18 protein-coding genes are annotated in these 21,168 nt (G+C 42.0%); 7 read left to right on the forward strand and 11 right to left on the reverse strand.

The window, feature by feature from the left end:
* Positions 1–27 precede the first annotated feature (27 nt).
* From pqiB to AX660_RS15910, 4 genes are all read right to left on the reverse strand, one after another.
* A complete protein-coding gene (gene pqiB / locus AX660_RS15895; RefSeq protein ID WP_068378780.1) occupies positions 28–1,722 on the reverse strand; it encodes an intermembrane transport protein PqiB in 1,695 nt (564 codons plus the stop codon).
* Positions 1,715–2,893, reverse strand: coding sequence for a paraquat-inducible protein A (locus AX660_RS15900; RefSeq protein WP_082768955.1), 1,179 nt, complete (start codon positions 2,891–2,893; stop codon positions 1,715–1,717). Before AX660_RS15900 ends, pqiB begins: the two co-directional genes overlap by 8 nt.
* 101 nt (positions 2,894–2,994) lie before the next feature.
* Positions 2,995–3,651 (reverse strand): CoA transferase subunit B, encoded by a 657-nt coding sequence (locus AX660_RS15905; RefSeq protein WP_068378784.1) that lies wholly within the window; start codon positions 3,649–3,651, stop codon positions 2,995–2,997.
* Between the two features lie 11 nt (positions 3,652–3,662).
* On the reverse strand, positions 3,663–4,367 hold the full coding sequence (locus AX660_RS15910; protein WP_068378785.1) for a CoA transferase subunit A: 705 nt from the start codon (positions 4,365–4,367) through the stop codon (positions 3,663–3,665).
* A 70-nt stretch (positions 4,368–4,437) separates the two neighbouring features.
* On the opposite strand from AX660_RS15910, the gene AX660_RS15915 reads away from it, so the two are divergent.
* Positions 4,438–5,391, forward strand: coding sequence for a LysR family transcriptional regulator (locus tag AX660_RS15915; RefSeq protein WP_235594762.1), 954 nt, complete (start codon positions 4,438–4,440; stop codon positions 5,389–5,391).
* Positions 5,392–5,393: 2 nt separating this feature from the next.
* Here the strand turns inward: AX660_RS15915 and AX660_RS15920 are convergent, their stop codons facing one another.
* Positions 5,394–6,158 carry a hypothetical protein gene (locus AX660_RS15920; RefSeq protein WP_235594763.1) on the reverse strand — a complete coding sequence of 255 codons (765 nt, stop codon included), beginning with the start codon at positions 6,156–6,158 and terminating at the stop codon, positions 5,394–5,396.
* A 55-nt stretch (positions 6,159–6,213) separates the two neighbouring features.
* A complete protein-coding gene (locus AX660_RS15925; RefSeq protein WP_068378787.1) occupies positions 6,214–6,909 on the reverse strand; it encodes a sensor histidine kinase in 696 nt (231 codons plus the stop codon).
* A gap of 247 nt (positions 6,910–7,156) precedes the next feature.
* On the opposite strand from AX660_RS15925, the gene cysB reads away from it, so the two are divergent.
* Both cysB and AX660_RS23665 read left to right on the forward strand, forming a co-directional pair.
* Positions 7,157–8,131: an HTH-type transcriptional regulator CysB gene (gene cysB, locus AX660_RS15930; protein WP_068378789.1), complete on the forward strand. Its 975-nt coding sequence runs from the start codon at positions 7,157–7,159 to the stop codon at positions 8,129–8,131.
* 130 nt (positions 8,132–8,261) lie between these two features.
* The gene (locus AX660_RS23665) at positions 8,262–9,578 is read left to right on the forward strand and encodes a methyl-accepting chemotaxis protein (protein WP_082768956.1); all 1,317 of its coding nucleotides are present in this window, start codon (positions 8,262–8,264) and stop codon (positions 9,576–9,578) included.
* A 75-nt stretch (positions 9,579–9,653) separates the two neighbouring features.
* Here AX660_RS23665 and AX660_RS15940 read toward each other — a convergent pair whose 3' ends face one another.
* The 3 genes from AX660_RS15940 to pabB form a co-directional block, all read right to left on the reverse strand.
* On the reverse strand, positions 9,654–11,027 hold the full coding sequence (locus AX660_RS15940; RefSeq protein WP_068378791.1) for an L-serine ammonia-lyase: 1,374 nt from the start codon (positions 11,025–11,027) through the stop codon (positions 9,654–9,656).
* Between the two features lie 164 nt (positions 11,028–11,191).
* Positions 11,192–11,758, reverse strand: a complete 567-nt coding sequence (locus AX660_RS15945; RefSeq protein ID WP_068378794.1) for a CoA pyrophosphatase — start codon at positions 11,756–11,758, stop codon at positions 11,192–11,194.
* 32 nt (positions 11,759–11,790) lie between these two features.
* The gene (gene pabB / locus AX660_RS15950) at positions 11,791–13,194 is read right to left on the reverse strand and encodes an aminodeoxychorismate synthase component I (protein WP_068378797.1); all 1,404 of its coding nucleotides are present in this window, start codon (positions 13,192–13,194) and stop codon (positions 11,791–11,793) included.
* Between the two features lie 199 nt (positions 13,195–13,393).
* Here pabB and AX660_RS15955 point away from each other — a divergent pair, with 199 nt between their 5' ends.
* From AX660_RS15955 to AX660_RS15965, 3 genes are all read left to right on the forward strand, one after another.
* Entirely contained in the window at positions 13,394–14,911 is a 1,518-nt protein-coding gene (locus tag AX660_RS15955; RefSeq protein WP_068378799.1) for a fumarate hydratase, read from the forward strand.
* A gap of 100 nt (positions 14,912–15,011) precedes the next feature.
* Complete coding sequence (gene rmuC / locus AX660_RS15960) at positions 15,012–16,526, forward strand: DNA recombination protein RmuC (RefSeq protein WP_068378805.1); 1,515 nt, start codon at positions 15,012–15,014, stop codon at positions 16,524–16,526.
* Between the two features lie 45 nt (positions 16,527–16,571).
* Positions 16,572–17,789, forward strand: a complete 1,218-nt coding sequence (locus AX660_RS15965) for an Nramp family divalent metal transporter (RefSeq protein WP_068378807.1) — start codon at positions 16,572–16,574, stop codon at positions 17,787–17,789.
* A 104-nt stretch (positions 17,790–17,893) separates the two neighbouring features.
* On the opposite strand, the gene AX660_RS15970 is transcribed toward AX660_RS15965, so the two are convergent.
* On the reverse strand, positions 17,894–19,465 hold the full coding sequence (locus tag AX660_RS15970) for a sodium/sugar symporter (protein WP_068378809.1): 1,572 nt from the start codon (positions 19,463–19,465) through the stop codon (positions 17,894–17,896).
* Between the two features lie 412 nt (positions 19,466–19,877).
* Between AX660_RS15970 and AX660_RS15975 the strand changes: the two genes are divergently transcribed.
* Complete coding sequence (locus AX660_RS15975; protein ID WP_068378812.1) at positions 19,878–20,498, forward strand: flavin reductase family protein; 621 nt, start codon at positions 19,878–19,880, stop codon at positions 20,496–20,498.
* A gap of 215 nt (positions 20,499–20,713) precedes the next feature.
* Here the strand turns inward: AX660_RS15975 and AX660_RS15980 are convergent, their stop codons facing one another.
* Positions 20,714–21,109, reverse strand: coding sequence for a DUF3718 domain-containing protein (locus AX660_RS15980; protein ID WP_068378815.1), 396 nt, complete (start codon positions 21,107–21,109; stop codon positions 20,714–20,716).
* Between the last annotated feature and the right edge of the window lie 59 nt (positions 21,110–21,168).

Raw genomic sequence — 21,168 nt, forward strand, 5'->3', positions numbered from 1 at the left:
AAAATGCTGAGTAGAACACGCTTAATGTTAATGTGACTCTCCTTGTTTTGCGGCTTTGGGGCTGAGTTTTGTACCTTGACCGTCTGTAAATATCAAACTATTTGGACTACTGTTTAACTGCAACAATAATGGCTGCATATCACTTAATGTTTGCTGTACAGCGCGTAAAGCTTGATTGATTTCTTGATAACTATCTGAGCCTGATGAAAAATCCTGGGTCAGTTTATTTAAGTTTTCAATAGCCAAGAGCAGTTTATTGTTGATTTTTTCGCCCTCAACACTTGCCAGTAATTTATCCATATTTTGACTGGTTTGACGCAATGACTCAGCAGTTTGGCTAATATCAACTAAAGTTTTGTTAGTATTATTGGCCAGATTTTTTAGTTTCATTTGGTTGATACTGTCGAGCACGGCGGAGATTTTGGCGGTAATTTGTGCAAATTCGTTGCCGACGGTAGGAATAACGTCGTAGTTAGCTAAACGTGTTGTCGTGGCTGGCTCGGTATTTTGGTAATGTTGCAAATCTACAAATAATGCGCCAGTTAAAAGATTACCCATTTTTAAAGAGGCGCGTAAGCCTTCGTCTACCCAATTTAAGGTTTGTTGTCTGATGTAATCTAAACCTTGCTGATTATCGGGTTGCTGCACCCTGCCTGGTTGAATGCTGATGACCACAGGTATATCAAAGCGTTTGTCTATTAATGAGGTTTGTGCCAACTCAGGTGGGTTAATGGCCAATACTTTTCCTACCTCTAGGCCTCGATATTCAACAGGTGCACCAATATGCAGGCCACGAACGGTATCTTTTACCAAAATCACAAATTCTGCACTTAATTTATAACGTTGTTCTGAGGCTTGTTCGTAGGAGCGATGAATATCAAAAAAACGGCGTTCGCTGATAGGCTCTCCCGCTGGAATACCTTCAGGTAGACCAAATGTCACCCCATTAGTTATCAAACTTTCAAGGCTGCCAGTATCAAATTTAAGACCACTGGCATTGAGTTCAACGGACAGTCCACTGGTGTCCCAGAACTTAGTGTTTTCGGTGATGAGCTTATGATAAGGCGCATTGATAAACGTATTGTAATAGACTACTCGTTCTTCAAAATTAAAATAAGTATCTTCAATTTCGCCCACTTTTAAACCTTTATAGATAACCGCATCCCCTTCTTTGTAGGCAAATTCAGCATCACTGTTTAAGGTGATATGCAGTCCGGGTGTACCTGCAGGTGTCACTGGTGGACCTTCGAGAGCCTCAAATTGTATGCTGGTGTCACCCGCCATACCTAGTGCCATGTTAATGTAAGGCCCTGACATTAAAGTGCCTAATCCTGAGATACCATTAAGTGTGACTCTAGGTGATACGATCCAAAACTGGTTATCTTTATGTAGTAAATTTTTAACGCTAGCGTTCATTCTAGCGGTCACCGTCACGCCTTGTAGATCTTCCGATAGTTCTATTTTTTTAACCAGTCCTACATCGACATTGCGGGTTTTTATTTTAGTTTTTCCAGCTTCGAGACCGGTGGCAGTAGGAAAAGAAATCGTAATGAGGGGCCCTTGGTTACTCCATTGTTGGTAGACCATCCACACTGCAATACTTAAGGCGATCAAAGGAATAAACCAGATCTTGGAAATACGTCTGAGCGGTTTTAGTTCGGCTTGGCTAGGCCCAACAGCAGGCTCTGTTGATTGTGGCAGTGGAGAGTTATGTTCACTCATGTGGCGTATTTTCCTTGTGCCAGATTAATCTTGTATCAAATGACATGGCGGCTAACATAGTGACAATAACCACAGCGCAAAATGCGATAGCAGCGTAGCCTGGATGAATACTCATGACATTACCTAATTGAATAAGACTGACTAACACAGCCACCACAAATACATCGATCATCGACCAACGCCCAATAAATTCAGTGAGCCGATACCAACGCATACGCTCTCGATTTAGTTGTTGATGACCTTGTTGCACACTGTAATTAAGCCAACATAATATGACAATTTTAGCGACGGGCACCAGCACACTGGCTACAAAAATAATTAAAGCGATAGGGTAAGAGCCTGATTGCCACAATAAGATCACCCCACCAATGATGGTACTGGCTTTTTCATCCCCTAAAGTTTTGGTGACCATGATGGGTAATACATTGGCAGGAATGTACAATAACACCGAGCTAATGAGTAAGGCCCATGTGGTTTGTATACTTTGGCTGGCATTGATGGGTTTTTGTGTTATACGGGATTTTTGCTGAATGGCGATACGCAGTTGATGCTCATCAAAAAACATTAACATGGCACTCATGCTTAAAGTAAACAGCAAAAATGCATAAAATGATGGGCCTACGGCAATATCTGCCAGTGAGCTAATTTTGACGAGGCTGACCAATACCCCAATTAGAAATATTTCTGCCATGGACCAAGGCAATAAATGCAAGATAAATTGTGTAATGTAGTCTGCTTTGGGCATGACTATGCCAAACTGCAAGGGTATAAGTATCACTAAAATACTAATTAAAATCAGACCGGGCAGGATCAATATTGCCATGATCTGCAACAGACCTAAGATTGCATAATCTTCTATAAATAATACATCAATGCCTGCTAACAAATCGATGTTTTGAGTTTGTCCACCTGCGCTAAAAGATAAAAACTCAAAAGGTAGAGCAGCGAATAGAAAAATGAGGGCTGAAACCGCCAAGGCACAAATCCATTGCAAGGCATGCTGGCGGTGCATGGTAAGTTTATAACCACAACGTGGACACAATGCCTTATGTTTATTAGGGATGGCGGGCAAATGCACAACATAAGCACATTCATGGCAGCTCACAATATTGTGCGAAGCTGCGCCTGAAAAGTGTCGAGATGATCGTTCTGGGGGATTAGCTGGCATCATTCACTAATTACATCATTCAATCTAATTTTTTACCTAACTTGTACCCCCAGAATACACCAAATATGGCTTTACAGCACTCTCATTAATATTGAACAACAGGCCTAAAACTGCATTTCAGGCGTGTGTTCAGCTACAACCAGTTTACCGGCGGTTTTACTGATTATTTCTTCAACCGATACCCCTGGTGCTCTCTCAAGTAGGTGAAATGCACCTTGTTTTACTTCAAGTACGGCTAGATCGGTAATAATGCGATTGATGCAATTAACCCCAGTTAAGGGCAGGGTGCAGGCTTCGAGTAATTTAGAGTTGCCGTGTTTATCGGCGTGGGTCATAGTCACAATAATATTACGTGCGCCTGCGACTAAATCCATGGCGCCACCCATGCCTTTGATCAATTTCCCAGGGATCATCCAAGACGCAATATTGCCCTTAGCATCCACTTCAAATGCGCCCAGTACGGTGAGATCAACATGACCACCACGGATCATAGCAAAGCTTTCTGCTGAGCTGAAAATAGAAGCCCCAATGGCAGCAGTGACGGTTTCTTTGCCAGCATTGATCATATCGGCATCGACCTGCTCTTCTGTTGGATAGGGGCCCATGCCTAACAGTCCGTTTTCCGACTGCAGCATCACCTCCATGCCGGCGGGTACATAATTAGCGGCTAAGGTAGGTATACCTATGCCTAGGTTAACGTAATCACCATCGTTAAATTCTTGGGCGACACGTTGTGCGATTTGTTCTCTGTTTAATGCCATTGTGTTTACCCTTAAAGTGAAGTGGACAGTACTTTACGTTCAATACGTTTTTCAAATTGGCCGACGATAATGCGGTCAACATATATTCCTGGTGTATGGATTTGACTCGGTTCGAGTTGTCCCGGTTCGACCAGCTCTTCAACTTCAACGACAGTAATTTTGCCAGCCGTCGCAGCCAAAGGATTAAAGTTTTGTGCAGTATGTCGATAAACACAGTTGCCATAACGGTCAGCTTTCCACGCTTTTACTATGGCAAAATCGCCGGTAATCGATTCTTCCATAATATAAGGGCGACCATTAAATTCGCGTACTTCTTTGCCTTCAGCAACGGGGGTACCATAACCAGTAGCGGTAAAAAATGCTGGTATACCTGCGCCGCCAGCGCGCATTTTTTCAGCTAAGGTGCCTTGTGGTGTCAGCTCTACTGCTAACTCACCACTGAGTAGTTGCTGTTCAAACAAGGCATTTTCACCCACATAAGATGAAATCATCTTTTTGATCTGTTTTTTTTCTAATAACAAGCCAAGGCCAAAACCATCCACCCCGCAGTTGTTGGAGACGATGGTAATGCCCTTAGTACCCATAGTTTGGATTTGTTTTATCAGACCTTCTGGAATGCCACATAGGCCAAAACCTCCGGCTATGATTGTCATGTTATCGCTAAGACCTTCCATCGCTGCTGCGTAAGAATGAACCACTTTATTGAAACCAGCCATTTGTATGCCTTTATGAAGTAATTGTTATAACAGTGTAAATATAAATCAATCATAGTAAAATTGAATTAATATGGGTATTAATAAATTAAATCTATTAATTGGGTGGGTAGTGGTGAATATTTCCTTTCGACAAGTTCAGGCTTTTATCTGTATTGCACGCAGTACAACCTTTGCCGAAGCCGCTGAAAAAATGTTTATATCGCAACCTGCTTTATCTAGTGCCATAAAAAAAATGGAAACACAGTTAGGTGGTGTTTTGTTTTCTAGAACCACACGTAAGGTTGAACTGAGCCCTGAAGGTGCTTTATTTTTACCTGTGGCTTTGCGTTTAATGAATGAATGGGATGAAGCTTTTAGTGATTTACATCATCTGTTTGCCATGGGACGGGGGAAGCTATCGATAGCAGCCATGCCTTCTTTTGCGGCCGGTCAACTACCACTTATTTTACAATTGTATCAGGCTGAATTTCCTAATATCAAAATGTCGGTAGCGGATATCGTCATGGAAGAAGTATATAAAGAAGTACGCGAAGGGCGAGTAGAGATTGGTTTTACTTTTGAACATGAGCGCCAAGAAGGCACTATTTTTCATCCCTTGTTTACTGATCACTTTATGTTGATATTGCCCAGCGAACATCCTTTGAACAGTTTAAAGTCGATTCAATGGCAGGATATTGTTGCTTATCCTTTTGTGGCGATGAATAAAAATTCGGCCATGCGTGGCTGGATAGAAAACCACATACAGCGCTTAGGTTACCAACTCAATGTGGTGGCTGAAGCAGGGCAGTTAGCTACCTTAGGGCAATTTGTTAAACATGGCTTAGGAGTGTCGGTTGTACCAGGATTGTGTCAGGAACAAATGTCAGGCAAAGGGTTAACCTGTATTCCTTTACAACATAACTTGCAGGATAGCGGCCTGAGTAAAAAGGTGGGAATGGTTAAAATAAGTCGCAGCAATTTATCTGTCGTAGCGGATACTTTTTGGCATTGGGTGGTAGATAATCAGCATAAGTTTAAACAGTAAAATTACCACTTCTTCTTCTGCGCAAATAATTCGTCTAACTCGTTGCGCTCTGAGTCTTGTTTCTTTTTAACGTCCATACTATTGGCGTTTTTCAGGTTATCTTGAATATTGCGTAGTTGCTCTTCTAATTGGGCTTGTCTAGCTACCACATATTCATCTGGATTAGGCTGAGCAGATAAGGCACCTATGGCTTTTTCGAGACATTGGCGAGCAGAACCTAATTGATTGTTTTTCAAGGCTAAATCACCACGGCGAATTAGCGTATCAACGTTAGCCCTGAGTTGCATACGTTCTAGTAGTTTGTCTTCAATTACAAAGACCCGGCTATCGACTTTGCCTTTTTTGAATTCGGAGCGCAGTACCGCACGCATATTTTTGATACCACGAATAAATTGAATAACCTGCTTATCATTTTGTGGCAATTGAAAACTATCTTCGGCAGGAGGCGGCTGCTCAACGTTAATGGCTTTTAGCGTAGTTTCGTAGGATTTGATTCGTTCTTTGATATCACCGACACCGGGACTAAGTTGATTCACAACTTTTAAACTGTCGAGCGCCCGTTTTTGTAAAATAAAGACAAGTCGCTGGGTGACTGGAATATGTTGAGCAGCCATTAAAGTTGTTTCGGTATCATCAACCACAGATTTGTGTTTGGCTATTTCGTTGCGTCGCTCTAGTTCGAGTTTATTACGATGTTGCTGCACCGCGTTCACCACGACAGCGATCAGCACCAGAGCTAGGATCAATATGATTATTAAGGCAAACACTGCTTATTTATCTCTCACTTTAAGCTAACTACTAAGTTAAGTTATCGTTGTCAGGCTAAGGTAACTTTAACGTAAATACGCTACCACCTAAGCTACCACCATTTTGTAAGCTGATACTACCTTGCTTTTTGTCATTTGTATGCGCCTGTGCAATTAAACGCGCAAAGTACAAACCTAGCCCTGTACGGCCATGACCAATATCATAGTTTTGCATGTTCATATCAACAGCTTCTAACATGGCAAGTGGATAACCAGGACCGTCGTCTTCTACTTTAAATATCAAGTAGTCGTCTTGGGTATAAACACTTAACAGAATATTTTTATGGCTGTAACGCATAGCATTGATCAACATATCGTTCAGCAGGATACAAATTAAATCCAGATCAAGGTACCACGCCAGTTCTTTGTTTTGCTGCACCTTAAGTGTCATGTTTTTATGTTGAAGATAACGTTCATTGGTCGCTTTAAGCTCGTCAATGACGTCTTCAATGTAATGTTGGTCAATATTTAAGGGTAAACTATTCAATCCGGCTCGGTAGAGCGACAGTAACTGCACTAAACCGGTATTTAAGCGCGAGGCCTCATAGTGAGCCGAAGCCAGATGATCTTTGGTGAGTTGGTTTTCTGCTGCACTAGTCTGGGTTAGATTTTCAATAGACTGCAATAACAGGCATAAAGAATTCTTCATGTCATGTACTGCAGAGCCGAGGACTGTGGCGAAATCTAAGCTGTTTTCATTATTATTTTTCATTAACACAATCAACTATTTTTAATATCTTGAATACACCAACACGTAACTAGAGTATTCTTTGCGTAACAACGGGTTATAACACTTTTTAACACAATAAATGTATTCCTTGATGGCTTTTTTTACAATCAACAATAATTATTTCTGAATAAATAGGATGATTTGTTAAAATAGTATGGAATTCATTTTCTCGTCGTTATATAACCTTTAAATATAAAGAACTCTCGCAGGTTAACAGCAAGGCTCCACCATGAAACTACAGCAACTTCGTTATATCGTTGAGGTGTTAAACAATAATCTCAACGTCTCAGCAACCGCAGAAAGCTTATATACCTCTCAACCCGGTATTAGTAAGCAAGTGAGAATGTTGGAGGACGAACTTGGCGTACAGATTTTTGGCCGTAGCGGCAAACATCTCACCCACGTCACTGATGCAGGACAGGATGTCATTAATATTTCTCGTGAGATTTTGGCTAAGGTCGAGAGTATCAAAGCGGTATCCCGTGAACATACTCTGCCTGATCAAGGTAAATTGAATATTGCTACAACGCATACTCAAGCCCGTTATGCATTGCCTGATGTAATTAAAGGTTTCATGAACAAGTACACTCGGGTGTCCTTGCACATGCATCAAGGTACACCTTCACAGATCAGTGATTTAGCGGCAAAGGGCGAAGCTGATTTTGCCATCGCCACAGAAGCCTTGCACTTATACAACGACTTGGTGATGTTGCCCTGTTATCACTGGAATCGCAGTATTATCGTTAATCGCGACCATGCCTTAGCTAAAAAGACTTCTATTACTATAGAAGATATTGCTAAGTATCCGTTGGTGACTTATGTCTTTGGTTTTACTGGTCGTTCTGAACTTGACCACGCGTTTAGTCGTGCAGGACTAGATCCCAAGATCGTGTTTACCGCTACCGATGCCGATGTCATTAAAACCTATGTGCGTTTAGGCGTTGGCATTGGCGTTATCGCCTCAATGGCTGTCGATGAGAAGCTGGACGGTGATTTAGTTAAAATTGATGCTAGCCATTTGTTTGAATACAGCACGACTAAAATTGGCTTTAGAAAAGGCTCGTTTTTACGCAGTTACATGTATGACTTTATTGAACGTTTTGCGCCGCATTTGACCAAGACGGTAGTCGAAAAAGCCATGATGCTGAAAAATAATGAAGAAGTAGAAAAAATGTTTAAAGGTTTAACCTTACCGGTTAAATGATGTTATTTTTTACGAGCTAAAAATGCTACAAAAGAGGCTTAATTAAGCCTCTTTTTTGTTGGTAGTATTTTTGAATGATGGGTGCTATCTATATAAAAAAGGCACTAATTGATTTTAGAAGGAAGATGTCATGTTGTGGTCGTTTTTAAGGAAAGTAAAAGCTACTCAAGCAGAACTATTGAAGTGTCAGCAGGATAAACAGGCTTTGGAAAGTTCATTGGCCGCCTTGTCTGATTCGTTATGCTTAGTCGAGTTTAGTCCTGAAGGGGATATTCTGTCTGCTAATGCCAGTTATCTGGAAATGATGGGCTATCAAGCCAATGAGCTACTTGGCAAAAACCATAGTGTGCTGTGTCTTAAAAAGGATGTCCTAGCCAATGAATATACCCAGTTCTGGCGTAGATTGCGTGAGGGCGAAACGGTAAAAGGCATGAATTTACGATTGACCCGCAATAAACAGGAAATCTATATTGGTGGCACCTATTGCCCGGTATTAGATAGCCATGGCAAAGTGAGTCGAATCTTAAAAATCGCCTCTGACATCACCCGACGCATTAAAGAAAATGCTGAAATGGATGGCATTTTTGCAGCGGTTAATCGCTCTATGGTAGTGGTTGAATATAACCCTGCTGGGGAAGTGATAAAAGCCAGTGATAATTTTCTGTCTGCCATGGGTTATAGCCCACAAGACGCTATCGGTTTATCCCATAAAGTGTTTTGCCAATCTAACTATGTGCAATCTGGTGAATATCGGAGCTTTTGGTCGCGTTTAGTGGGTGGCGAATACATTTCGGGTAAATATCCACGAGTCAGCAAAACCGGTCAACAAGTGTGGCTTGAAGGGACTTACAATCCTATTTATGACAATCGTAAACAGTTAGTCAAAATAGTTGAATTTGCGACCGATATTACCTCTTCAGTGACTCAAGCTCAGCAAACCAATGAGTTGGCTTTTGAGTCAACCAAACGTACCGATAGTATTTCTAGCAATGGCATCGAAATCGCTAATCAAGCGATGAAATCTATGCAAGATGTGTCCCTTGGTTTGAATGCCGCAGCCAAAGATATCAATGCCTTGAATGAGCAATCGGAGCAGATCAGTAATATCGTGAATACGATTTCGGCCATTGCTGATCAAACCAATTTACTCGCCTTAAATGCTGCCATAGAAGCGGCTAGGGCTGGAGAGCAAGGCCGTGGTTTCGCGGTTGTCGCGGATGAAGTAAGACAACTAGCCGGTAGAACCAGTAAATCTACGGCAGAGATAGGCGCAGTCGTTAAGCTTAATAATGAATTTGCCAGTAATGCGGTTAAATCCATTGAAAAGATTGTGATAGATGCACAACATAGTGTGGAGTTAGTCGAACAAACTGGCGATACCATTAAAAAGATTAACCAAAGTACTAAAGAAATGGTTGATGTGATCAGTCAGATGACTAAAAATTAATACCAAGGGATAAATATAAAAAGGGCATAAATCTAAGGATTTATGCCCTTTTTAACATAATGGAGTTGGTAAAAGTTAACACTCAATTATGTTGACTGCCAAACCGCCTCGAGCGGTTTCTTTGTATTTAGACTTCATATCATTGCCTGTATCCCACATGGTTTTGATTACTTTATCGAGGGACACTTTGTGCTGACCACTACCTCGAAGAGCAAGGCGCGAAGCATTAATGGCTTTAATTGCACCCATGGCATTACGTTCGATACAGGGTACTTGCACGAGTCCGCCGACCGGATCGCAGGTTAAACCTAAGTTGTGCTCCATGCCGATTTCGGCGGCGTTTTCCACCGCATCTACCGAGCCACCGAGAATCTCAGTTAAGGCGCCAGCAGCCATCGAACAGGCAACACCCACTTCGCCCTGACAACCCACTTCGGCACCAGATATCGATGCATTCTTTTTATATAAAATGCCGATAGCTGCCGCAGTTAATAAATAGCGACTGACAATTTCTTGATCGACGGGGCGTACAAATTTATTAAAATAACACAGCACCGCAGGAATAATGCCTGCAGCACCATTGGTCGGTGCCGTTACCACTCTGCCACCTGCGGCATTTTCTTCGTTAACCGCCAAAGCAAAGAGGTTAACCCAGTCCATGGCAACCATGGGATCTGCGGTTTGTTCACTTTGCAAACGACGGTAAAGTCCAGGTGCTCGGCGCGTGACTTTTAAACCACCGGGTAATATACCCTCGCTGTTAATCCCCACTTGTACACATTCATACATCACTTGCCAGATATGCCAGAGTTTGCTGACAACTTCAGCTTTGGGCTGAAATACTTGCTCGTTTTTCATCATCAAAGAGCTGATGGTAAAACCGTTTTCTTTACACAGAGTTAATAACTGGGCGGCGCTGGAAAAATCAAAAGGCACACTTTGTTCTTCATGGAGTAAAGCGGCAACTTTTTGCTGAGCAAAGTCTTGTTCACGAATAACAAAACCGCCACCAATCGAAAAATAGGTCTGTGAAAAGAGCACTTCAGTGCCATTTAAAGCATGAATCGTCATGCCATTGGCGTGTTGTTTAAGGGTTTTACGACGATGAAAAATAATCGCATCTTCATCAGGAAATTTTATGGTTTTTAAACCCGCCAGTTGCAAACTTGCGGTTTTTCTAATTTCTGCCAAATAACCATCTACCAAGCTGCTATCTATGGTTTCAGGTGCATGACCTAACAAACCTAAGATGACGGCTTTACCCGTTCCATGACCTTTTCCGGTTTGGCCTAAAGAGCCAAAAAGCTCGGTTTTAACGGTGGTGGTAAGCTCAAAATGGCCACTTTCTTGTAGAGCATCACAAAAGGTTTTGGCCGCGCGCATAGGGCCAACGGTATGTGAACTAGAAGGGCCGATACCAATACTGAACATGTCAAAAACGCTGATCATAACTTTTCTTACTAAGTGTGAATGGGGTAATTGTGCGCGTAATAATGAGCTTCGACAATGACTTATGCCATTCCTTTGCTCTGCAAAAGTGATGGATGCGTAAAGAATTGTTGCAACATTGTTGCTTAAAAGAGCGGTGTAAAAATGCAGTTTAAAAGGAGTACTTAAAAATGATTTGCCAAATTACGCACAAATGCCGCAGTTGCGCCCCAGATGTTTTTGTCTTGCCATGGAATAAAATAGATGGGGTACTGCGTATCTTTGCGTTTTACCCAATGGATTAAATGATTATTTTTATCAAGTAAATAGGCTAGTGGCACTTCAAAGGTTGCAGCGACTTCATTGGGATCTAGAAGGATATTGATTGGGCCGCGCACAAAACCAATGTAGGGCACAACTTCGTAACGGCTGATAGTGCGGTAACGGGGTAATTGCCCAATGATTTCGACCTGTGCTGGCTCAATGCCTATTTCTTCGTGAGTCTCACGTAGAGCAGTAAAAATCAAATCGGGATCGCTAGTTTCCTGTTTACCACCCGGAAAACTGATCTGGCCGCCGTGGTGTTTTAAATGGCTGGCTCTGACGGTAAATAATACCGACATATCCGTTTCATGTTCGATAATGGGGACCAGCACCGCCGCGGGACGCGCAATATCCCGTAGCGGATAATCATGCTCAGGAATAATCTGCCGTGCATGGTGAAATTGATTTAAAAACTGCAGCTTGTTCATCGGGTGGAATGCTCTTTAATTGATGACTTACCTTACGCTAATTGGCTGAGTAGAGGCAATATCTTCGCGACCTTGTCGAGACTTTCTTGATATTCCTCACTGGCAACAGAATCGAGCACAATGCCACCACCAGCCCAGCAGTAAATATTTTGCTTTTCACACAACAAGGTGCGAATACAGATACTGCTGTCCATATCCTTGCGTATGCCAAAGTAGCCAATACTGCCACAATATATATTACGTTTGTGAGGTTCTAATTCATCAATTATTTGCATCGCACGGATTTTTGGGGCACCGGTAATCGAACCGCCGGGAAAGGCGCCTTGAAACAAAGAATATGCGCTGCTGTGTCCATCAAGCTCACCCGTTACTGTACTGACTAAATGATGTACTGCGGCAAAACTTTCGATGTTAAACAGCGCAGGAACTTGCACCGTATGTGCTTTGCAATGTTTGCTTAAATCATTGCGTAATAAATCCACTATCATCAAGTTTTCGGCTCGATCTTTTTCTGAATTAAGCAGTTCATCTATGGCTTGTTGATCACGTTGTGGATCGGAAAAGCGGGGACGGGTGCCTTTAATCGGTTTACTTTGTACTTGGCCATTTTTTAATGATAAAAAACGTTCAGGAGAAATACTCAAAATTCTGCTGTTGGGCAAATTAATAAAAGCCGAAAAGGGCGCCTGATTGGCTTGTCTAAGCGCGATATAAGCTTGCCATTCATCACCTTGATATTGAGCACTAAAACATTGAGAAAAATTAATTTGATAACAATCGCCAGCTCGCAGGTATTCATCTATCTGCTGCAACTTTTTGTGATACAGCTCTTCGCTGACATTGGCCCGCCAAGATGAGCTGAGACTAAATGTTGTGGCGGTTTTAGTTTTTAATGCCAATTTTTCAAAATATTGGGCTGCAAAATCAGCCTTGTTTTCTAGGCGGCAATAATAAAACTGACCACTGTGGCGGTCTTTTATGATGCTCCAGCTGTAAAGCCCCACGGCCATATCTGGGCTGTCATATTCTGGTTTGTGTAACTCGGTTAAGGCTTCAAAATGTCTACCTAGATCATAGGCAAAATAACCCAATGCACCGACTAAAAATGGCAGTTCAGGATAAAGTTCTTCACTGGCGCTACAGTCTGCAAATAATTCAGCCTGTAAATCTTCAAGCAAGGTTAAAGGATTAGCTGTGCTCGAATAGGCAGGTTCATCTTGTTGCCATACAGTACTCAGTTGCTGATGGGTAGTGATGGTGGCTATGGGCGCAGCCACCATAATATCGAAACGTGCATCGATGTGCTGGCTATTGGCTGAATCGAGCAACATCGCCCAAGGTTGATGGGCAAAGTGCTGAAACAGCTCGCTGAGTTCGCAAGAAGACGCTATGGCCAAGGGGTCTATTATAACCTTGGCATTACAATGCTGGTTCATGAATGAAGTTGTTTACCTGAATAGAAGGTGTTTACCGAACATTAATCAATCACAACAAGTACTTAGACAGTAAGTTAGTACAGGGATGTTACGATTATACCGATTTATCATGGAGCTAATAAGCTGCAAAGGTTATCATAGGATAATCTCGTGAACGACCTTTGTTACACAATTAACCCGCTCAAATTAAGAGGCAACTATGGCTGTTATCCGTCAACAAGATTTTATCGATAGCATTGAAGATTCTTTGCAATATATTTCTTATTACCATCCCCTTGATTACATCAAAGCGGTAGAAAAAGCCTATAACATGGAGCAGAGTCAGGCAGCAAAAGATGCCATGGCACAGATTTTGATAAACTCACGTATGTCGGCAGAGGGTAAACGTCCTCTGTGTCAAGACACCGGGATTGTGACCTGTTTTGTTAAAGTGGGTATGGCAGTGCAGTGGGATAAGACCGATATGACGGTGCAAGAAATGGTTGATGAGGGCACTCGTCGTGCTTATTTGAATCCTGATAATCCCTTACGTGCTTCTATTGTTAGCGATCCTGCTGGCAAACGAATTAATACTAAAGACAATACCCCAGCCGTGGTGCATGTTGATTTAGTGGCCGGTCATCACATCGAAGTCATGATTGCAGCCAAAGGCGGCGGTTCAGAAAATAAATCCAAAATGGTGATGTTAAACCCCAGTGATGATATTGCTGATTGGGTAGTAAAAACCCTGCCGACCATGGGCGCTGGCTGGTGTCCGCCGGGCATGCTCGGTATAGGCATTGGTGGTACGGCGGAAAAAGCCGGCGTATTAGCCAAAGAAAGTCTGATGGATCCTGTTGATATTCAAGAACTGATGGACAGAGGGGCCGTCACTACTGAAGAAAAACTGCGTTTAGATATCTTCAAAAAAGTGAATGCCCTAGGCATAGGTGCACAAGGTTTAGGTGGTTTAACTACCGTGGTAGACATCAAAATAAAGTCTATGCCGACTCATGCTGCGTCTAAACCGGTAGTGATGATCCCTAATTGTGCAGCGACTCGTCATGCTCATTTTCATTTAGACGGCTCTGGCCCCGCAGTATTTGAACCACCAAAGTTAGAAGATTGGCCCAAAGTGACATGGGAAGTGAGCCAAGATACGCGTCGAGTCAACTTAGATACCGTCACTAAAGAAGACATCAAACAGTGGAAAGTAGGCGAAACCGTATTGTTATCTGGCAAGATGTTAACCGGTCGTGATGCTGCGCATAAACGCATTCAAACCATGTTAGACAATGGTGAAGGCTTGCCAGAAGGTGTGGATTTAACCAATAGGTTTATCTATTACGTGGGGCCAGTTGATGCGGTTGGCAGTGAAGTCGTTGGCCCTGCAGGCCCGACTACGGCAACTCGTATGGATAAGTGGACTGACATGATGTTGGAAAAAACCGGGCTTATCGGCATGATCGGTAAAGCCGAACGGGGACCAGCTACGGTTAAAAGCATCGCTAAACATCAGGCCGTGTATTTAATGGCGGTAGGCGGCGCAGCCTATTTAGTATCTAAAGCCATCAAAAAGTCTCGGGTAGTGGCCTTTGCCGATTTAGGCATGGAAGCTATCTATGAATTTGATGTGGTCGATATGCCAGTGACGGTTGCAGTAGATAGCACAGGCGCTAACGCCCATGAAACCGGCCCGGCTATCTGGAAAGTAAAAATCCAAGAAGCTTCTGTATAATTAGTTTTAATCATTGTTTAGTACCCTGAATTGCCTTGTTGTGGCAATTCAGGGTAACGTCAGTTTTATCTTGTTGTTCTAAACCTAAAAGAGTTAATCCATGCCCTTATTGCATACCCTGAGTGAGCCTGTTCTCTATATTATTATGGCGGTGTTGTTATGTGTTGGTTGTTTGCTTGGGGCCTTTATTGTCCAGCGCAAAGCCAAAACTCAACTAAGCGAAAAACTGGCACAAAGTCAGCTTTTTAGTGAACAACAACAAACTTATTTGCAACAGCAAGTTACTAAACTTGAAAATCAATTGGATGATTTGCAGGATGAACAACGCAGTGCCAGAGAAAAGCAGTTAGTTGAGCAAAATCGTATAGGTCAGTTAGCTCAACAAGTAGAAGGCCAAGTCGAGGTGATTGCACAGCTTGAGCAGCAAAAAAATCAATGGCAGCAACAATATCAGCAGACTAATCAGCAAGCCGCAGAACTGCGTACTCAGTTAGAATCTCAATCAGCACGCTTTGAACAAGAACAAATCGCCAGTAAAGAAAAACTAGTGTTATTGGAGTCAGCAGAGCAACGTTTACAACAGCAATTCGAAAACCTTGCGAATAAAATTTTTGAACAAAAACATGAAAAATTTGCCCAGTCGAGCAAAGCCGGACTGGATAGTTTGTTGTCGCCACTCAAAGAGCAAATCGAAGGTTTTAAACGCCAGGTGACGGATCAGTATGTTAAGGAGGGGCAGGAGAGAGCCTCACTTAAAACCGAAATCATGGGGCTAAAAGAACTCAATCTGCAAATCACTCAGGATGCCGCAGCTTTGACTAAAGCCTTAAAAGGCGACAATAAAACTCAGGGTAATTGGGGTGAAGTGGTACTGGAGCGCATCTTAAAAGAATCTGGTTTGCGTGAAGGCCACGAATTTGATACTCAGGTAGCGCTTAAAAATGCCGAGGGAAAAAGCTATCAACCCGATGTGGTAGTGCATTTACCCAATGACAAAGATGTAGTGATTGACTCCAAAGTTTCTCTGGCAGCTTACGAGCGTTATTTTAATCAACAAGAAGACGACGTAGCGCGCGCGTTGCATCTAAAAGAACACGTTAATTCACTGCGAAACCATATTAAAGAGTTAGGTAAAAAGGATTATCAAGACCTACAAGGTTTACGTTCACTGGATTATGTATTGTTGTTTATCCCTATCGAGTCGGCATTTTTACTCGCTGCCGATCACGCGCCAGACATACTTAAACTGGCTTTTGATAATAATATCATGTTGGTTAGCCCGACTAATTTGCTGGTGGCACTGCGTACCATTAACAATATCTGGCAGTACGAATATCAAAACCAAAATGCGCAGAAGATTGCCGATCATGCCGCCAAACTTTATGACAAGTTCCATGGTTTTGTCACCGATATGGAAAAAGTCGGTAAAGCTATTGAATCGACGCAAAAAAATTATGAAGGCGCCATGAATAAACTCAGTTCAGGCAAGGGCAACTTAGTGCGGCAAGTTGAGCAGTTCCGTAAACTAGGTGTGCAAACCAATAAAAAGCTAGATAACCAGTTGGTGGATAATGCCCAGTTGGATGATGAAGAGCTCGATGACGACGAGGTTTAAAGCACAGTTGTGCAATCAAAAGCTTAATTAAGTAAGGACTAAGGCATGCTAAAACGTATTAAAAATGTTGGCCCAGGTGCCTTAGTTGCGGCGGCCTTTATTGGACCAGGAACAGTTACAGCCTGCACTCTAGCAGGAGCAAACTATGGTTATGTACTTTTATGGGCCTTATTGTTTGCCACTATTGCCACCATCATTTTGCAAGAGATGTCAGCACGTTTAGGATTGGTGAGCCAACAAGGTTTAGCAGAAAATCTGCGGGTCTTATTGCAAAACTCCTTATGGAAATGGCCCTTGTTTGTTTTGATTATTGTCGCTTTATATGGTGGTAATGCGGCCTACGAAGCAGGTAACTTGTCAGGTGCGGCGCTGGGTATGAGTGCCATAGTGCAAAACCAAGACTCGCTTTTTCACTATGTTGTTTTAGTTATTTCAAGCTTAGCTGCTGGCTTGTTGTGGTTTGGCTCTTATCGCTATATTGAAAAGATATTACTCACATTAGTCATATTAATGGCTTTGGCTTTTATCATGACCTTTGTATTGGTTAAACCTGATATGGCAGCGCTATTTCAGGGCTTGTTTAGTCCACAAATTCCCTCTGGTAGTTTACTTACGGTGATTGCCTTAATAGGTACTACTATCGTGCCCTATAATCTGTTTTTACACGCTTCAGCGGTAAAAGCTAAATGGTGCTCTGTGGATCAACTTAATACCGCACGCACCGACACGGCAATTTCCATAGGTTTAGGTGGTTTAATTACCATACTGATAGCCTCTACAGCCGCGGCTAACATGTTTAGTCTTCAATTATCTGTGTCAGGTGTGGCGGATATGGCTTTGCAACTTGAACCGGTATTTGGTGGGTTTTCTAGCACTATGTTAGGCCTAGGCTTATTTGCCGCGGGTTTGAGTAGTGCACTGACAGCCCCGTTAGCTACTGCCTATGTGATGACAGAGATTTTGGCACTGAATAGCAAACCTGGCACCGTAGGTTTTCGCTTGATTGCCTTAAGTGTGGTGTTAGTTGGCACAGCACTGTCACTCACAGGCATTAAACCTTTAACTATTATTGTGGCGGCACAATTTGCAAATGGTTTATTACTGCCTGTGATAGCGGTTTTTTTACTCTATGCCATGAATCAAAAACCTTTGCTTGGTGAATATACCAATTCTTGGTTAGTGAATATATTAGGCTTGGCTGTAGTGCTTATTACTGCCGGACTGGGGGGGAGAATGATCTTAAAAGCGTTGGGGATTTGGTAAGAAAAAAGACTGAGAGTCATTTTGTTGAATACTAAAAAGGCCAATATCTTTAAGGATATTGGCCTTTTGCATTAGGATGTTATTACTTTATTAATTGACTCGGTTTACCACCAAGTAGCGTATAAAGCACACAAAATTACAATGACACCAACTGACAGTAAATTGAATGAAGGTTGGGTTGAGAAATCTACTTCATTCAAGGCTACAACGCCTTTTTTACCTTCAACGTCATTGGTTTTAGTGGATAAAGAAGCCACTACCGCCAAGACGACACAAGCTAAAAAGACTAAACCTACTCTGTCCATAAACGGCACTTCTGGTAGTGTTATTTTTAATACAAATGAAAGCGCAGCAGAGCCTACAGCGGCTAATATTGCTCCTGTTGCATTCATCTTTTTCCAGAACATACCTAACAAGAAAATCACTACGATACCTGGGGTAAAGAAGCCAGTAAATTCCTGAATATATTGGAAAGCTTGGTCAAAATTACCTAATAAAGGCTTGGCACAAATCATCGCGATAACCAGCGCAACAACACTGACAATGCGGCCAACTTTGACATAGTGAGTCTGACTTTCGTCTGGCTTAAATTTACTATACAAGTCCATGGTAAAGATGGTTGATACGCTGTTACACATAGAGGCCAGTGATGAAACGATAGCCGCAACTAAGGCTGCAAAGACTAAACCTTTTAAACCTACAGGCATTAAATTCATTAGGCTTGGGTAGGCTTGATCAGGGCGATCTAAATCAGCAAACAAAATGGCCGCTGCGATACCTGGCACTACTACAAAAAATGGTACTAATAACTTTAAATATGCAGCAAAGGCTAAACCTTTTTGTGCTTCTGCTATGTTTTTAGCCGCTAAAGCGCGTTGAATAATATATTGGTTAAAACCCCAATAGGAGATATTCATGATCCACATACCACCAACTAATACCGATAAACCGGGTAAGTTAGCATAGTGGGGGCTGTCTGAACTGAAGATCATGTCAAATTTCTCAGGCATGGTTTCGGTTAAGATAGAGAAGCCAGCCATGACGCCGTTACCTTCAGAGACTAAATCTAAGCTGATATAAGTCAGTATCAAACCACCAAACACTAAAAATATCACTTGGATAATATCGGTATAGGCAACGGCTTTTAAACCACCGTAAGAAGAATAAGCAATTGAGAATATGCCTAAAAATAACATGCCATAGGCCAGTTCAACGCCGGTAATAGTGGTGATGGCTAAGCCGCCTAACCATAATACGGCGGTTAAATTAACAAACACATAAACTGCTAACCAGAACACCGCCATAATCGTTTTCACTCGGCTATCGAAACGCTGCTCGAGATATTGGGGCATGGTGTAAATTTCATTTTTAAGAAAAATAGGCAGAAAGTATTTACCTACAATAAGTAGGGTAATGGCGGCCATCCATTCGTATGAGGCGATAGCCAATCCGAGTACATAACCAGAGCCCGACATGCCAATGATTTGTTCAGCGGATATATTTGACGCAATTAATGAGGCACCGATGGCCCACCAAGGTAAAGACTTACTGGCTAAAAAGTAATCTTTAGTGTTTCGTTCGTGATTTTTCTCTGCCCTAGAAATGTACAAAGCTAAGGCTAATAAGCCAAGTACATAGGCGATAAAAATACTGATGTCTAAAGTTGATAAATTCATCCGCAATGGTTCCGTGGTATCAAGTGTTATGGTTAATGTTTTATAACTAGCATGTTGTTAATTTTTATTGTTTATGATTGAACATCGGTCGATAGTGCAATGTACTGAGCGCTGTAGACTAAATTCTTTCATATGAAATCAGCTATCTGAAGTGTTTTACGTAATTAAACTACATTTGTAATTTGTTTCATGAGCCAACTGGCGCAATGTTTTATCATATTTTTTACATTTATGAGACGTAAAATAACATTTAATTGCTATACGTAGCTAAAAACAGCAAATTTAAAACGTTAACGCGCGACTTATCTTTGTTCTATTTAAGTAATGGCTAGCTTTGTGCCGCTAGCCATGTATTTTGTACTTGGTAAGTAAATTACAGAAATAAGTTCCAACATTTACCCTGAGGAAAACAATGCCAAACAGTTCATCCTATTTTTATCAACCAAAAGAAGGACATGGTTTAGCCCATGATCCTTTTAACAGTATTATTGCACCGCGTCCTATTGGCTGGATCTCGTCACAGGATAGTGAGGGCAGGGTCAATCTAGCGCCTTACAGTTTTTTTAATGCCTTTAACTATCATCCCCCATTGATTGGATTTTCCAGCGTTGGTTACAAAGACTCTGTGCGTAATATTGAACAAACGGGAGAGTTTTGTTGGAGTTTGGCGAATCTCACTCTTGCTCAGCATATGAATATCACTAGCCAGTCTGTTGCTGCTGCAGTAGATGAGTTTGAGTTAGCGGCGCTAGGTAAACAAACCGGCAAGATTGTGAGCGTGCCTTTTGTAGCACAAAGCCCAGTGGCGATGGAGTGTAAATTGAGTCAGATTATGCAACTTAAAAGTGCGACGGGGCAATTGTGTGATACGTGGTTAGTTATCGGCGAAGTGGTAGGTGTGCATATCGCTCAGGAGTTATTGCATGATGGTGTTTATCAAACTGCATTAGCAGAGCCTATATTGCGTGGTGGCGGACCTGGCGACTATTTTTCTATTAGTGAAGCACTTAAATTTGTGATGCCCAGACCTTAAACTTAGATTAAACAAAAATTAGACATAAAAAAACGGCCTCAAGAGAGGCCGTTTTCTAAGGAAAGGCGTTTAGACCTTACCCACCATGTTGAACGTTTCACGCAGCTTCGAGCTAGTAGCGTCGAGTTGCGAGCTAAAGCCATTGAAGACTTCAGCATAATTCTTAGGTTTTTTCTTTAAGCTCGAAACTCGTCGCTCGAGCCTCGCCGCTCTTGTTAGATACGTTCGTTTAAGGCAGCAACGATAGGTGAGCTGTCTAAACCATTTTCTGAGGCCCAAGCAGCAATGGTTTTGCCATCTGCTTCTGGTGTATTTAAATCACCTTTAGGCATTTTTTTAACTATCATGGTGCCGGTTTCAACAGCGTTGTTTAACATCGCAGTGCGGATTAAGCTTTGGCCACCACATGACACACCAGAGTAATAATCTTTTAACTGTAAACGGAAGTCAGATTCAACCATTTTCATTTTTTTACGTAATTCGCCTTTATCGTCAGCTTTTACGATAGTACAGATATTTTGCAAAGCTTCGTTGACATCAGCGTGAGCATTGCCAGCAACGATGAAAGAAGCGGCGGCTAAAGCGATAGAAGTTTTAACAATTTTCAACATGGTCAAATTCCTCAGGGATTAAAATTAAGTAGGTTTAGTTTGGAAGCGAAGCTGGTTTA

It is taken from the genome of Paraglaciecola hydrolytica (assembly GCF_001565895.1).
GTDB classification, from domain to species: domain Bacteria; phylum Pseudomonadota; class Gammaproteobacteria; order Enterobacterales; family Alteromonadaceae; genus Paraglaciecola; species Paraglaciecola hydrolytica.

Coding starts and splice junctions, on each gene's coding strand:
- pqiB (WP_068378780.1), bottom strand. CDS start 1,722: ATGAGTGAACATAACTCTCCACTGCCACAATCAACAGAGCCTGCTGTT.
- AX660_RS15900 (WP_082768955.1), bottom strand. CDS start 2,893: ATGATGCCAGCTAATCCCCCAGAACGATCATCTCGACACTTTTCAGGC.
- AX660_RS15905 (WP_068378784.1), bottom strand. CDS start 3,651: ATGGCATTAAACAGAGAACAAATCGCACAACGTGTCGCCCAAGAATTT.
- AX660_RS15910 (WP_068378785.1), bottom strand. CDS start 4,367: ATGGCTGGTTTCAATAAAGTGGTTCATTCTTACGCAGCAGCGATGGAA.
- AX660_RS15915 (WP_235594762.1), top strand. CDS start 4,438: ATGGGTATTAATAAATTAAATCTATTAATTGGGTGGGTAGTGGTGAAT.
- AX660_RS15925 (WP_068378787.1), bottom strand. CDS start 6,909: ATGAAAAATAATAATGAAAACAGCTTAGATTTCGCCACAGTCCTCGGC.
- cysB (WP_068378789.1), top strand. CDS start 7,157: ATGAAACTACAGCAACTTCGTTATATCGTTGAGGTGTTAAACAATAAT.
- AX660_RS23665 (WP_082768956.1), top strand. CDS start 8,262: ATGTTGTGGTCGTTTTTAAGGAAAGTAAAAGCTACTCAAGCAGAACTA.
- AX660_RS15940 (WP_068378791.1), bottom strand. CDS start 11,027: ATGATCAGCGTTTTTGACATGTTCAGTATTGGTATCGGCCCTTCTAGT.
- AX660_RS15945 (WP_068378794.1), bottom strand. CDS start 11,758: ATGAACAAGCTGCAGTTTTTAAATCAATTTCACCATGCACGGCAGATT.
- pabB (WP_068378797.1), bottom strand. CDS start 13,194: ATGAACCAGCATTGTAATGCCAAGGTTATAATAGACCCCTTGGCCATA.
- AX660_RS15955 (WP_068378799.1), top strand. CDS start 13,394: ATGGCTGTTATCCGTCAACAAGATTTTATCGATAGCATTGAAGATTCT.
- rmuC (WP_068378805.1), top strand. CDS start 15,012: ATGCCCTTATTGCATACCCTGAGTGAGCCTGTTCTCTATATTATTATG.
- AX660_RS15965 (WP_068378807.1), top strand. CDS start 16,572: ATGCTAAAACGTATTAAAAATGTTGGCCCAGGTGCCTTAGTTGCGGCG.
- AX660_RS15970 (WP_068378809.1), bottom strand. CDS start 19,465: ATGAATTTATCAACTTTAGACATCAGTATTTTTATCGCCTATGTACTT.
- AX660_RS15975 (WP_068378812.1), top strand. CDS start 19,878: ATGCCAAACAGTTCATCCTATTTTTATCAACCAAAAGAAGGACATGGT.
- AX660_RS15980 (WP_068378815.1), bottom strand. CDS start 21,109: ATGTTGAAAATTGTTAAAACTTCTATCGCTTTAGCCGCCGCTTCTTTC.